This window comes from Pediococcus acidilactici (assembly GCA_024970065.1).
In the GTDB taxonomy this organism is placed as follows: domain Bacteria; phylum Bacillota; class Bacilli; order Lactobacillales; family Lactobacillaceae; genus Pediococcus; species Pediococcus acidilactici_A.
In genome coordinates this window covers 464,134-478,824 of record CP103908.1, presented here as the reverse complement: position 1 = coordinate 478,824, position 14,691 = coordinate 464,134, and the positions used below count along the sequence as shown (strand labels likewise).

Annotated in this window: 9 protein-coding genes; all 9 read right to left on the bottom strand. The window is 44.0% G+C overall.

The genetic code is table 11. The features are described 5' to 3' along the window. Positions 1 to 61: 61 nt before the first annotated feature. The gene (locus NYR25_02160) at positions 62 to 337 is read right to left on the bottom strand and encodes a hypothetical protein (protein UWF34236.1); all 276 of its coding nucleotides are present in this window, start codon (positions 335 to 337) and stop codon (positions 62 to 64) included. 96 nt (positions 338 to 433) lie between these two features. Then, a complete protein-coding gene (locus NYR25_02155; GenBank protein ID UWF34235.1) occupies positions 434 to 3,262 on the bottom strand; it encodes a glucosaminidase domain-containing protein in 2,829 nt (942 codons plus the stop codon). 268 nt (positions 3,263 to 3,530) lie between these two features. Continuing rightward, positions 3,531 to 4,460 (bottom strand): DNA-binding protein WhiA, encoded by a 930-nt coding sequence (gene whiA / locus NYR25_02150; GenBank protein ID UWF34234.1) that lies wholly within the window; start codon positions 4,458 to 4,460, stop codon positions 3,531 to 3,533. Between the two features lie 11 nt (positions 4,461 to 4,471). Continuing rightward, the gene (locus tag NYR25_02145) at positions 4,472 to 5,473 is read right to left on the bottom strand and encodes a YvcK family protein (GenBank protein UWF34233.1); all 1,002 of its coding nucleotides are present in this window, start codon (positions 5,471 to 5,473) and stop codon (positions 4,472 to 4,474) included. Continuing rightward, a complete protein-coding gene (gene rapZ, locus NYR25_02140; protein UWF34232.1) occupies positions 5,470 to 6,357 on the bottom strand; it encodes an RNase adapter RapZ in 888 nt (295 codons plus the stop codon). The genes NYR25_02145 and rapZ overlap by 4 nt, the downstream gene beginning before the upstream one ends. Before the next feature lie 186 nt (positions 6,358 to 6,543). Further along, positions 6,544 to 9,387 carry an excinuclease ABC subunit UvrA gene (gene uvrA / locus NYR25_02135; protein UWF34231.1) on the bottom strand — a complete coding sequence of 948 codons (2,844 nt, stop codon included), beginning with the start codon at positions 9,385 to 9,387 and terminating at the stop codon, positions 6,544 to 6,546. Between the two features lie 12 nt (positions 9,388 to 9,399). Then, complete coding sequence (gene uvrB, locus NYR25_02130; protein UWF34230.1) at positions 9,400 to 11,403, bottom strand: excinuclease ABC subunit UvrB; 2,004 nt, start codon at positions 11,401 to 11,403, stop codon at positions 9,400 to 9,402. A gap of 131 nt (positions 11,404 to 11,534) precedes the next feature. Further along, positions 11,535 to 12,164 carry an HD domain-containing protein gene (locus NYR25_02125; GenBank protein UWF34229.1) on the bottom strand — a complete coding sequence of 210 codons (630 nt, stop codon included), beginning with the start codon at positions 12,162 to 12,164 and terminating at the stop codon, positions 11,535 to 11,537. 644 nt (positions 12,165 to 12,808) lie between these two features. Then, on the bottom strand, positions 12,809 to 14,533 hold the full coding sequence (locus NYR25_02120; GenBank protein ID UWF34228.1) for a phospho-sugar mutase: 1,725 nt from the start codon (positions 14,531 to 14,533) through the stop codon (positions 12,809 to 12,811). Positions 14,534 to 14,691 lie beyond the last annotated feature (158 nt).

The window sequence follows — 14,691 nt, the reverse complement described above, 5'->3', positions numbered from 1 at the left end:
CGTTGATAACGTAAAAAAGCTTGGAAATCTAATTGATTTCCAAGCTTTTTTTGCACTTTAATTAATTTCCTAAAGCGCTGACCATCACCTTGTAACGAAACTCATACCATTCCTCGGCCATTTGAGCTTCACCTTCGATCTCTTCTTCTAGCGCTGAAAAACGGCGCTCCACGTCGGCGTTAGGGAAAATATAGTGTTCAGGGTCTTCCTTACTCTTCATTTCTAACCAACCCCAAAAGTTATCTTCAATTAAATAACCGCCACTGGATAACGTTTTAGTAATTGTACCCATCCGGCCGTCCCATAACTGAACAAATTGATACTCTTTATACCGCATTCTTGTTCCACCCCCATCGCTTATTAAAGAAGAGACTGTAACTTTACGTTTCAGCCTCTTCGATCATACGTCTATATTAAATTTTATCTACAGAAATTACAACGAAATTGCTGAGTTCAAGCCGTCTAATTTGTAGAAACCGTAGTTATTAATGCAATTAACAATGCTGCTTACGTAAGTAGGTGCAGTTGCGTAACCGCCAGCTTTGATTGCCTTAACTGATTCAACGTAATTATGTGCGTGGTTAGAAAAGGCGTTGGCGTATTGTGGCCGCGATTCTAACTTCTTAGCGTAGTCTGCAATTGAGTCTTTAAATGAATCGTATTTTCTAAATGCAGCTGAAATAGTTACTGTCCGACCGTTAATAACTTCTTGGGTGTTCTTGGTGTAAGTTGCACCATGCCAAGTGCTATCCGCTTTAATTCCAAAGAGGTTGTGTGCTTCCTGTGCTAATGTGGAAGAACCATACGCACTTTCAACAACTGCTTGTGCCATTGCAACGGAAGCGTACAAGTTATTGCTTTGGCAAACGCTCATTACGTCCGCCACGATGCCGTTAACAAAGTTAGTTTGGGCAGCAGTCCAGTGTTGGTTAGTGAAGTGGTAGTTACCCGCATTGTTATTTTGGTTGTTGTTATGATTGTTATTATTGCCATTGTTGTTAGATGCGCCAGGTACGTATACGTCACCCTTATTGATCCAACTAATAACCCGGTCTAACAAGAGCCGGTTGCCGTTGATTTGGATAACTTTGTAAGTCTTCCCCTTTACACCATTGTAAATGTTTTGACCAGTTGCCCAACGTTTTGCGGTTTGCTTAATGGTTACGTTTGTACCAACCCGGATCGTACCGTCGTTATTATTGGCATTATTATTGTTATTATGGTTGTTATTTTGTGAACCATTTGATGAACCAGGAAGGTGAACGTCACCCTTATTGATCCAACTAATAACCTTATCCAATAATAGCCGGCTACCGTTCATTTGAATAACTGTGTAAGTTTTGCCCTTTACACCGCTATAGATGTTTTGGCCAGTTGCCCAGCGTTTGGCATTGTTGTTGATGGTAACCTTTGAGCCCACGTGAATGGATTCCGTGTTGCTATGATTATTATTGTTGTTGTTATTGTGGTTTTGGTTGCCTGAATTATTAGAGTTAGAACCTGGAACATGGACGTCACCCTTGTTAATCCAGCTGATAACCTTATCCAACAAGAGTCGGTTGCCATTGGTTTGGATAACTTTATAGCTCTTGCCTTTAACACCATCATAGATGCTTTGGCCAGTTGCCCAGTGACTAGCATTATTGTTGATAGTAACCACGGTACCCACTTTAATATCTGCATTATTAGAGTGGTTATTATTGTTGTGGTGGTTACCGTTAGAGGAACCTGAATTAGAGCCCGCCATGTAAACGTCGCTATCGTTGATCCAGCTAATAACTTGATCTAACAATAGTTTGTGTCCGTTAGTTTGGATAATCTTGTAAGTATGACCCTTGACATCATTGTAAATCGACTGACCAGTTGCCCAGTGGGATGCACCATTCTTGATGGTTACCTTATCACCAACGTGGTAAGTTTGCTTGTTTTGGTCACCATGGTTATTGTTATTAGAGTCATTTTGGTGATTGTTGTTTTGGTGGTTATTATTTTGGTTATCGTTTTGGTGGTTATTTTGACCATTGTTATCGTTGGCAGCATTGTCATCACCAAAGCCGTAAGCCAAATCATGTGCAAATTGTTCCTTAGTAATTCCGTGAGTGCCTAAGTAACCGTATGGGTCCACGTGGTTGCCCCAAACGTGTTCGGTAACCCAAACGTGAGACTTGATTCCAGTGTATTCGTCACTATCTAACGTGGTTGGAATGTTCCATTTCTTTGCAGAGTCCCGGAGTAAGTTAACGTAAGTCTCGTAATCCTTCTTGAATTGGCTATCTGAGTAAGTTTGCGCTAATTCGACTTGAACAGGAGCATTTTCGTTAGCCCATTTACCAGCACCCCAAGCAACGTATCCTTCGTCACCCACGGCGTATACCCGTCCACCATCACCGACGATGTATTGTACGTAGGTTTCACTACTATCCCATTCACGTTTTTCGTAAATAGCAACGTCGCGCGCAGATGAATATTGACCAACGGCGTGAGCAACAATAATCTTATTGTTAGTCTTTTGGTCACTACCTTCGTTTTCAGCTAACCGATATGTATTATCGATTGTGTAATTCTTTGAAGAATTGTCATTCTTCTTTTCAGCCGTTTTAGTTGTCTTAGCATCTTTTTGAGCAGCTTGAGAAACTGCACTAGAATCAACCGCAAACTTAGCAGCTGCCGAACTTGCGTTTACTTGCGCTGCTGAAGAAGTTGTTTGCTTTGCAGCACTCGATTGCACAGTTGTTGAAACTGCTTTTTTACTTGCTGCCGAGCTTGGAGCTGCCGAACTAGCTACGTTTGCGCTGGTTGCCACCGTTTTTTTGGCTGCTGAAGAAGCAGGAACTTCTTTAGCTGCACTAGATACAGCCTTTTTAGCCGCTTTAGCTGGTTGTGCCGCTGAAGAAGTAGTTGCTTTAGTCTCTACCTTCACTGCATCAGAGTGTGGTGCTGGCTTAGCAGCAGCACTATCTACGTTGCTCTTAGCAGCGGATTGAGCCGCACTCTTAGCAGGAGCTGCTGATTGAACAGCAGCTGAACTAGCCTTAACAGTTGCCGGCTTTGCCAACGTAACTTGCTTTTCGTTGACCGGGGCCGTCTTGGTCTGTTGATCAAGCTGGCTAGCGGAATTAGTGTTGGCTTGCGCATCACTATCCGCATGTGCCTTTTCAGCATTAGTATTGAGCGCTACCAAACCCAAACTAGCTGTAGCAATACTTGCAAATGCCCACTTCTTCCCCGACTTAAACATCTTATAATGCTTTTTGATTTCCATATATTAACTACTCTCCTATATCCAAACCTTTTCGGCGTTGATTTATATATCCCCTTAAGAATAGCACATCTGCTTCTTAAAGCGTTTTACAGTATAGTTACAAAGTCCGTAGTGTAGCGCTTTTGACACATTTTGACCTAAATAAAAAAATCCGCGCAGTTAGCAGTTTTTCTGCCATTCTGCACAGATTTCAAGCATCTGTATATTCATTGTCCTTCTATTAAACAATGCAAAGATTGTTAATTGATACTTTTACCAGCAAAAATCTTTACGCACGCAACTTTTCTGCGTACTGGTTAATTTTTCGTAAGCGGTGGTTGACCCCCGATTTAGAAATCGGTCCACCAGGTACTAATTCACCAAGCTCCTTCAGACTAACTTCCCGATGAGCTAAGCGTGTTTTGGCAATGTCCCGAAGCTTGGGTGGCAACTCATCGAGTCCCACTACTTCGTCAATGTATTGGATGTTATTGATTTGCTTCATCGAAGCGTTCGCCACTTTGTTCATGTTGGCGTTCTCGCAATTTACCAAACGGTTAACCGAATTACGCATATCCCGCATAATCCGCACGTCTTCAAATTTCAACATGGAATTAGTCGCGCCAATTAGCTGAAGAAAATCCGCAATGTGTTCAGCTTCCTTCAGGTAAACAATGTAACCACTTCGGCGCTCCGTAGTCCGCGCGTTAAGGTGATACTGGTTAATCCAATCCGCAATCATTTGATTATGAGCTTCGTAAAGCGAATAAATTTCCAAATGGTAACGACTGGTTTCAGGATTATTAACTGACCCTCCGGCTAAGAAGGCGCCTCGCAAATAGGATCGTAACTCCGATTCCGTCGCTAAAAGGCCTTCTGGAACAGTTTCATTGATTTGAAAATCGTCCTTTAAAATTGATAAATCGTTAAGTAATTGCTGTGCCCCCGTCCGTAAACGAACGATGTATAGGTTGTTTTTCTTCAACTTCATTTTTCGGCGCACGCTTAACTCTGCTTCTAAGTGATAGAAATTTTTTAGTAAGGAATAAATCCGCCGTGCAATGGCCGGATTCTCCGTTTGGGTGTTAAGCACTAGTTGTCGATTGTTGATCCCAATCGAACCGTTCATACGAATCAACGCCATTAATTCGGCTTTCGCGTTATGTTCGTGGACTTCTAAACTAGTCAGCTCTTTTTTTACTTCGCTGGCATAAGACACGATCGCACCTCCTATGCTTGTTTCTTAATTGGGGTACTGCAGATGTGCATTAACTCGTCGACCACTTTTTCACCATCGTGGAAAGCGCCGCCGTCGCGTAATTTCAAAAAGTTATCCGAAATTACCCGCACACCTTGTTCCCGTAATCCCTTGAAATTGTGAATTACTTGCCGTGAAACCTCGTCATACCGGTTGAAATCCATGTAAGATTCGGGAACTTTTTCAGTGTTGACTAACACGGTGTCGACAAAGTTTCGGCCCAAATGTTGGTTCAGCACGCGCACGTGGTCGGCATCGGTAAAGCCAATGGTTTCACCCTTCTGGGTCATAATATTACAAATATAGACGATCTCCGCCTGGGTCGCCAGAACCGCTTTGCGAATGTCTTCAATCATTAAATTAGGCAAAATGCTGGTAAACAAACTCCCCGGGCCCAAAATAATTTCGTCAGCCGCTTCGATAGCTTCCAAGGCTTCGGGCACTGCACGTGGTTTTTTATGTTCACTCCAAGGGTTGTTTTCGACCCATACTTGTTTAACATCTTTGTGTGCCGCGGTAATTTCTGATTCACCCGCTAAGCTAGTACCATCCGTAAATTTAGCGTGCAGCACTAAAGGTTCTGCGCTTGCCGGATAAATATGCCCGTCGATTTGAAGCATTTGCGACAATTCCCGAATTGCCGGGTCAATTCCGCCCCGCATTTCAGAAAGTGCGGCAATAATTAAGTTACCAATCGCATGACCAGCAAGGAAGTTATCCTCGCTTTTAAAGCGGTATTGGAAAATATCCTTGAGTTCCGGCGCCATATCCGACAAAGCCACCATAACGTTTCTGATGTCCCCCGGCGGAACGACGTTGACGTAATCCCGGATAATTCCTGACGAACCTCCGTCATCCGCCACCGTTACGATGGCGGTCACGTCCGCACTGCGCTTGTGTAACTCGTTTAAGATAACCGGAAGACCAGTGCCGCCCCCAATTACCACAATCTTAGGTCCTTTGATTTTACTCATGAGCGATTTACCGTTTCCTTTCGCTTATTTACATCTCGATGAGAAATGTGAGTAACGTAGTGTTTAGCTAAGTCATTTCCTAACCGCTCCGCAATTGCTACCGAACGATGTTGTCCACCGGTACAGCCAATTGCGATTGTCAAATTCGACTTTCCCTCTTTTTGATACCCTGGCATTATGTCCATCAGCAGTTTGAGATAAGCTTGGTAGAATTTCTCCGTTGCCGGTTGATTCATTACGTAATCGTAAACTGGTTGATCAGTCCCCACTTGATTTTTTAGTTCAGGCACGTAATACGGGTTGGGCAAAAAACGGACGTCCATGGTGATATCAGCGTCAATTGGCAAACCGTATTTAAACCCGAACGAAACGACCTCGATGTGGAACTTCGGAACCGTCTTATTAGTTGAAAATTGGTTAAAAATTTTACTTCTTAATTCACGGGGCGTTAATTTGCTAGTGTCAATCACCAGTTGGGCCTCCGATTTGATTGGGGCAAGCAGTTCCCGTTCTTTGCGAATTCCATCCGCTACCCGACCGTCCATTGCTAACGGATGAGCCCGTCGGGTTTCTTTATAACGCGCAATTAACTCTTCGTTAGTGGCGTCCAAGAATAAGATTTCCCGATTAATTCCCGTAAGCGCTTGGGTATCGGTCAACATCGTAATCACTTGTTCATAAAATGCGTCTGACCGTAAGTCAACCGCCAAAGCAACCTTGGTGATGTTGCCATTTTCTTTAATTAGTTCCCAAAACTTTGGTAACAGTGCTAACGGCATGTTATCAACGCAAAAGAAGCCCATGTCTTCAAAACTTTGCATTGCGACGGTTTTTCCGGCACCGCTCATTCCCGTTACCACTACCAATTTCAATGATTCGTTCATAATGATTCCCCCATTCCAAGGTAACAACTTTCTCAGTATAACACATCCGGGCGTGTCATTTTTTAAATGATACCACGAAAACTTGACGACCACCAAAAACCATCGTCAAAATCCCCCGGGATACTACTAAAAAAGCGGAAACCTAACCAATCAAATGGTCTCATTTCCGCTTAAGATTTGATAAAATTAATTTTTCTGTAACTTGCGATCTCGTTCTAAAACAGGTTTCAAATATTGACCCGTATAGCTTTCGGCCACTTCCGCAATTTCTTCGGGAGTTCCGGTAGCTACGATTTGTCCGCCACCGTCGCCGCCTTCTGGTCCTAAATCAATTAGGTGATCTGCCGTTTTAATAACGTCTAAATTATGTTCAATTACTAAAACGGTGTTGCCGTTATCCACCAAACGCTGCAAAACATCTAACAACCGCTTGATGTCATCGGTATGCAATCCGGTGGTTGGTTCATCTAAAATATAGAAGTTCTTTCCGTTAGCTTTTTTATGCAATTCAGCAGCTAACTTCATCCGTTGCGCTTCGCCCCCGGAAAGGGTGGTTGCGGATTGCCCTAAGTGCACGTATCCTAACCCAACGTCAATGATGGTTTGAAGCTTCCGCGCAATTTTAGGAATTGGAGCAAAGAACTTAGCGGCTTCTTCAACGGTCATATCCAAAACTTCCGCAATGTTCTTGCCCTTGTACTTAACTTCTAGGGTTTCAGAGTTGTACCGGGTTCCATGACATACTTCACAAGGAACGTAAACGTCCGGCAGGAAATTCATTTCGATCTTCAGAATCCCGTCACCCTTACATGCCTCACAACGACCGCCCTTTACGTTAAAACTAAAGCGGCCCTTCGTGTATCCACGTAGCTTAGCTTCGTTAGTTTGCGCAAAGAGTCCCCGAATATCGTCAAACACACTTGTGTAAGTTGCCGGATTGCTCCGGGGAGTCCGTCCGATTGGGGTTTGGTCAATGTTAATAACCTTTTCAATGTTCTTGATCCCGCTAACCGACTTATACTTCCCTGGCTTTTCCGAATTCCGGTTAAGTTTTTGTGCCAAAACTCGTTTCAACACCATGTTTACCAAGGTAGACTTGCCAGATCCTGACACACCGGTAACGGCGATAAACTTCCCTAACGGAAATTTCACGTCGATGTTTTTCAAGTTGTTTTCTTGCACACCCTTTAGTTGGATCGCCAAGCCGTTGCCATCCCGCCGTTCAGTAGGTACCGGAATCGACTTCTTACCAGCTAAATACTGTCCGGTAAGTGATTTACGACTACGTTCAACTTGTTTAGGGGTACCGGCAGCCATTACTTCGCCACCATTTTCTCCGGCGCCCGGACCAATATCAATTAAATAGTCCGCCGCCCGCATGGTATCTTCGTCGTGTTCTACAACAATTAACGTATTTCCCAGATCCCGCATCTTTTTCAAAGAACTAATCAAGCGATCATTATCACGTTGATGTAACCCAATTGAAGGTTCATCCAAGATATATAGCACTCCGGATAAATTCGAGCCAATTTGGGTCGCCAAACGAATTCGTTGTGCTTCACCCCCGGAAAGGGTCCGCGCCGACCGGCTTAAGGTCAAATATTCCAACCCAACGTTCCGTAGGAAGTTTAGTCGATCCCGAATTTCCTTCAAGATTGGTGTCGCAATGACGGTATCCTGTTCTGAAAAATGCAGTTTTTCAAAAAAGGCACTGCAACGGTCAATTGGTAAATCAGAAACTTCGCCGATGTGTTGCCCGGCAATCTTAACTGCTCGCGCCTTCCGATTAAGTCGGTAACCATGGCAAGTTTGGCAAGTTAATTCGCGCATGTACGACCGCATTTGGTCACGCGTAAAGTCGCTATTAGTTTCCTGGTAACGGCGGTTAATGTTGTTGATAACTCCTTCGAACTCGGTATCAACGTCCCGAACGCCTCCAAAGTCATTTTCATAGTGAAAATGGAATTGTTTTCCCTTGGAGCCGTATAGGATTAGCTGCTGGTCTGCCTTAGGTAAATCTTTAAACGGCGTATCCATGTCAATTCCAAAACTTTCCGCCGCCTGTTCCAGTAATTTTGGATAATATTGGGAACTAATTGGGTTCCAAGGAGCCAAAGCCCCTTCCCGCAACGTTTTGTCTTGGTCCGGAACCACTAAGTCCATATCGACTTCTAGCTTAACTCCGAGTCCGTCACAATCGGGGCAGGCACCAAACGGAGCGTTGAATGAGAACAACCGGGGTTCTAATTCACCAACCGTAAAGCCGCAAATTGGACATGCGTAATGTTCCGAAAATAAAATCGGGTCGCCCCCAATTACGTCGGCAGTTGCGTATCCCTTGCTTAGCCGTAACGCTGCTTCAAATGAATCAAAGAGCCGCGAATGGATTCCTTCCTTAACCACCACGCGATCAATCACCACGTCGATGGAGTGCGCTTTGCTCTTTTCTAGTTCCGGGACTTCTTCTACGTCCATGGTTTCACCATCGACCCGCACCCGCACAAAGCCTTCCCGCTTAATGCTAGCGAACACTTTTTTATGTTGGCCCTTTTTAGCGCGCACAATTGGGGAGATGATTTGTACTTTAGTTCGTTCAGGAAGTTCCATGACCCGATCCACCATTTGTTCAACCGTTTGGCTGGTAATGATCGTCCCATCGTTTGGACAGACGGGAGTCCCCACCCGCGCCCAGAGTAAGCGCAGATAGTCGTTAATTTCCGTGACGGTTCCCACCGTAGAGCGGGGGTTCTTCGAAGTGGTTTTTTGGTCGATTGAAATTGCCGGACTCAACCCGTCAATCGAATCCACGTCAGGCTTGTCCATTTGCCCCAAAAATTGCCGGGCGTACGCCGACAAACTTTCCACGTAACGGCGCTGGCCTTCCGCATACAGCGTATCAAAAGCAAGTGAACTCTTTCCTGAACCAGATAAACCAGTCACCACCACCAATTTATTTTTGGGAATGGTAACGTCAATATTTTTTAAATTATGTGCTCGCGCACCGTGAATGATAATCTTATCATTTACCAAACGGAATTCCTCCTAATCAATCTGGGCTTTTAATTCCAATACCGTATCACGCAGATTAGCAGCGCGTTCAAAATCAAGTTCTTTAGCTGCCGCCCGCATTTGGTCTTCCAGACTTTCAATCATTTCTCTTTGATCCTTACGATCCATATCCGCAAAGTCCACGTCCAAAAAGTCGTCCTTTTTGCCCGCGTCTTCCGTTTCCGTAGTTGCCGAAATTAATGAACGAATGTCTTTTTTAATCGTGTGCGGGGTAATCCCGTGTTCCTTATTATAAGCTTCCTGAATCGAACGCCGCCGCGCAGTTTCGTCGATGGTTTCTTTCATGGATTGAGTAACGTGGTCGGCATACATAATAACGTGCCCGTGTTCGTTACGGGCCGCCCGTCCAGCTACCTGAATCATGGAACGAGTGTTACGTAAGAAACCTTCCTTATCAGCATCTAAAATTGCCACCAGCGAAACTTCCGGAACATCAATTCCTTCCCTAAGCAAGTTAATTCCGACCAAGACGTCGTACTTGCCCAGTCGTAAATCGCGAATAATCCGGGTTCGCTCCAGCGTCTTTACGTCACTATGCAGGTAGGCCACTTTGATTCCCATATCCTTCAGATAATCGGTTAAATCTTCGGCCATCTTTTTCGTCAAGGTAGTTACAAAGACCCGTTCGTCTTTTTCCACCCGTTGGTTAATTTCACCAAGCAAATCATCCATTTGGCCCATGATTGGCCGCACTTCAATAGTTGGATCCAATAATCCAGTTGGTCGAATAATTTGTTGTACCACGTGATCCGTCCGGGCGGTTTCGTAATCTCCGGGGGTCGCGGACATGTAAACTACTTGGTGAACGTGCTTTTCAAACTCTTCAAGCTTCAACGGTCGGTTATCTAACGCGCTTGGTAACCGGAATCCATAGTCAATTAATTGTTGTTTCCGAGCCCGGTCCCCGTTGTACATTCCCCGAACCTGTGGCATGGTAACGTGTGATTCGTCAACTACCAATAGGAAGTCGTCTGGAAAGAAATCCAGTAGCGTATACGGTGGTTCACCAGGCTTCCGGCCGTCCATGTGCCGGGAATAGTTTTCAATTCCGTTGGTATAACCCATTTCTCGCAACATTTCGATATCGTAAGTGGTCCGTTGCTTCAGTCGTTGCGCCTCTAACAACTTACCCTGGCCTTCTAATTCCGCAAGTCGGTCCTTTAATTCCGCTTCGATTCCTTCGATAGCGTGTTCCATCCGGTCTTCATTAGTCATAAAGTGGGTCGCCGGGAAAATGGTGATGTGGTCACGATCACCAATAATTTCTCCAGTTAAGGCATCCATCTCGCGCATCCGGTCAATCTCATCGCCGAAGAATTCCACCCGAATCGAGTGGGCTTCGTTAGCCGCTGGGAAGATTTCCACCACGTCGCCGTGCACCCGGAAACGTCCCCGTTGAAAATCAATGTCGTTTCTTTCATATTGAATATCAACTAATTCTCGAAGTAATTGATTACGATCAATCTCTTGCCCCACGCGTAATGATAACGCCTGGTCGCGATATTCACGCGGGTCCCCTAACCCAAAAATACTGGAAACCGAAGCCACTACAATCACGTCGTTCCGTTCCAATAGCGAGCTCGTTGCCGAATGCCGTAGCTCATCAATTTCGTCGTTGATGGACGAATCCTTTTCAATATAAGTGTCACTAGAAGGTACGTATGCTTCGGGTTGGTAATAGTCGTAATAACTAACAAAATACTCAACTGCGTTATTTGGGAAAAATTGTTTGAATTCACCATACAATTGTCCAGCGAGCGTCTTGTTGTGTGATAAAATCAGCGTCGGCTTGTTGACCTGCTGAATTACGTTTGAAATGGTAAAAGTCTTTCCAGTTCCGGTTGCACCCAAAAGGATCTGTTCTTTTTCACCCTTCTGAATTCCGTCAACTAGTTGTTTAATCGCCGTCGGTTGGTCCCCAGTAGGCTGGTACTTAGAAACTAGTTCGAACTGCCGATTTTCCTCGCGTTCAATCATTATTTTTCCCCCATTCACACAAAAAAACTGAGATGAACCCCGTTAGGTTCTGGCTCTCAGCCATTTGATTATTAACGTTTGAGTTACTGCCACTATTCTATCACACCGAACATACTTTCGCTATTTTTTTGCTATTGAATAATTGTACGGCTGATTTTTTCTAATTTCAGTTGGTCCGTGAACTCTTCATTTAACAATTCGGGTAAAACTTTTTCGAGGAAGTATTGCACGCTCGGCATCTTTTTATACTTAACAATCGTGGTTAAACTTTCCTTATAGATGTCAGTATAAACGTCTTCCGGATTTCCCTTTTGGATTTCACCAAACGACTCGTAAAGCAAGTCGATCTTATCCGCTACTGCCAAAATTTTACCTTCAATCGTGTCATCCTTGCCTTCTGATAAACGTCGTTCGTAAGCGTCTTGGAATTCAGCAGGGATTTCGTTTTTAATGAAGTTATCCTTCATTGAATCTTCTACATTTGCCAACATTTTGCGTAAATCGGCCGTCGCGTACTTAACCGGCGTCTTGATGTCGCCGATGAACCGTTCGTTATAGTCGTGATTAAGGGATTTTTCATAAAGTAAACGCCAATTAATTTGGTTTCCCGCATGCTCTTCTACGTCACCTAAAAATTGGGCGATTTCCGCCACTTTAAAGGAATGTTCTGCGACCGAGTGCTTCTGATACTTAAAGAAGCCCGGTGCCCGATAGATCGTTTCTAAATTGCTTAAACTCTTAAAAAATTGATGCATCCCCATAAAAAATTCCCCCTAAATAAATTTAAATTGTTAACATACTATCACAAATAAACTGGAATGTGAAAGTTTTCCCCCGGGGAACAAACTTGGCTTAGCAAACCCATTTAAAACAGCTGAAAACTAAAAAAGATCCGGCCGTTAGCCGAATCTTTGTTTATCGAGTTATTAAATTGATTGTTGGATTTAAACGTGCTCCGGTACCCAAATTTCTCCGGTTAACCAAGTATCGGAACCAATCGCTCAAAACGCGATTAGTCCCGATATTCAGTTAATTCTTGTGCTTGACTGCCTTTTAGTCAAAACGAATTCCGGCCAGCAATTTTCTCCGGTTAACCAAATTTTAGGTTCGATCGCTCAAACCGCGATTAAACCTAAAATCCAGTTAAACTTACGCTTCACTGCTATATAGCCGAAACGTGCTCCGGCACCCAGTTTTCTCCGGTTAACCAAATATCGGAACCAATCGCTCAAAACGCGATTAGTCCCGATATTCAGTTAATCCTTGTGCTTGACTGCCTTTTAGTCAAAACGAATTCCGGCCAGCAATTTTCTCCGGTTAACCAAATTTTAGGTTCGATCGCTCAAACCACGATCAAACCTAAAATCCAGTTAATCCTCAAAAACTACCCGCTGGCCTCCATTCTCTAGTTTATCAACCCATCAATCGCCTTTTCATAGTTTTCGATCTTCTTCAAGGTTGCTTCTTCGCTTTCGCCCACTGCTCCGATGTAGAACTTAATCTTTGGTTCCGTTCCGGATGGACGAATTGCAATCCATGAGCCATCTGCCAGCTTAAACTTCAAAACGTCCGCTTTTGGTAGCGAAATTGGTGAAGTTTCGCCATTATCTGCGTACTTAGTTTGACTTAAGAAGTCTTGGGTTTCAACCACCGCAACGTCGTCAAAGTGATCTGGGCGTTCTTCACGAACTTTTTCCATAATTGCTGCCATCTTCGCTTTACCATCCACACCAGGGAAGTCTTTTGAAATGGTTTTTTCTTCATGGTAGCCGTACGTTGTGAAGAGGCTTTGCACCCCATCATAAAGGGTTTGACCCTTACTCCGGTAATAAGCGGCAATTTCTGCCAATAGCACAATCCCTTGAATAGCATCCTTATCCCGGACAAACGGCCGGACAAGGTAGCCGTAACTTTCTTCGAACCCAAACATGAAGGTGTGTTCATTGGTTTCTTCATAATGTTTGATTTGATCGGCAATGTACTTGAATCCGGTCAAAACGTCAATCATTTCTACGCCGTGAGCTTCCGCAATCCGGGTTGCCAATTCACTAGAAACGATGGATTTTACGGCTGCAGCGTTCTTTGGTAAATCTCCCGCTTCGTCATGGGCAGTTAAAATGTATTCTAACATTACCGCCGCGATTTGATTTCCGGTCAATAATTGATAATCGCCACTTGGCAAACGAACGGCCGCTCCTAGCCGGTCTGCGTCGGGATCCGTGGCAATTAACAGGTCTGCCTGTTGCTTTTTACCTAACTCGATGGCTAAGTCAAAAGTTTGGGCAAATTCTGGATTAGGGAACGGTGTGGTACCAAATTCAGGATCCGCAATGGCTTGTTTAGGAACCATCGTATAATCTTTGAAGCCCGCATTTTCAAGGGCACGGCCGCCAACTACCTTTCCAGTTCCGTGAAGTGGTGAATAAATCAACTTCATATCTGCGCCATATTTTTTAATAAGGTCGTGGTTAATAGAAACCGTCTTTACTTGTGCAAGATATTTTTGGTCAATATCTTCGCCGATCAAGGTCATTAAGTCCTTTTCACGAAGTTGACTTTGTGTTAAAGCTTTTACGCCAAAAATATCGGTAACTTTCCGAATGTATTCGGTAATCCGGTCTGATTCCATTGGTGGCATTTGTCCACCATCCGGACCGTAAATTTTATACCCGTTATATTGCTTAGGGTTGTGACTAGCCGTAATCATAATACCAGCGTAAGTATTTAATTCCCGAACCGTAAAAGAAAGTTCTGGAGTAGGCCGCATACTATCGAACACGAACGTTGGAATGTCGTGGTTGCCTAAAACGCCCGCAGCTTCTAAAGCAAATTCTTGCGAATGGTAACGGGAGTCAAAACTAATTGCTACTCCCCGTTGCTTGTCTTCGGGAGCTAGTGTGTCCATGAAGTTAGCTAAGCCTTCCGTTGCTTGGCGAACCGTGTAAATGTTCATCCGGTTAATCCCCGGGCCCATTACCCCCCGCATTCCAGCAGTACCAAATTCCATTGGTGCGTAAAAAGCTTCTTTTAGCGCTTGTGGATCCTTTGCTAATTCTTTTAGTTCTTGTTTTAAGTTAAAATCTAAATCGGCAAAATCTTGCCATTCTTTAACTGAATCTTCCCAGTTCATTCAAAAATTCCTCCTCGGTGTGAGTAACTTAATTTTTATTATACAATACGATTAGTCACTCAGAAAGCGTTTTACCCAAAATCGCACTCTGTCGTTAACTCTAATTATAAAGTACAGCTAATCCATAAAAAAGTTTTTAATTATTAAACCAATCAAGC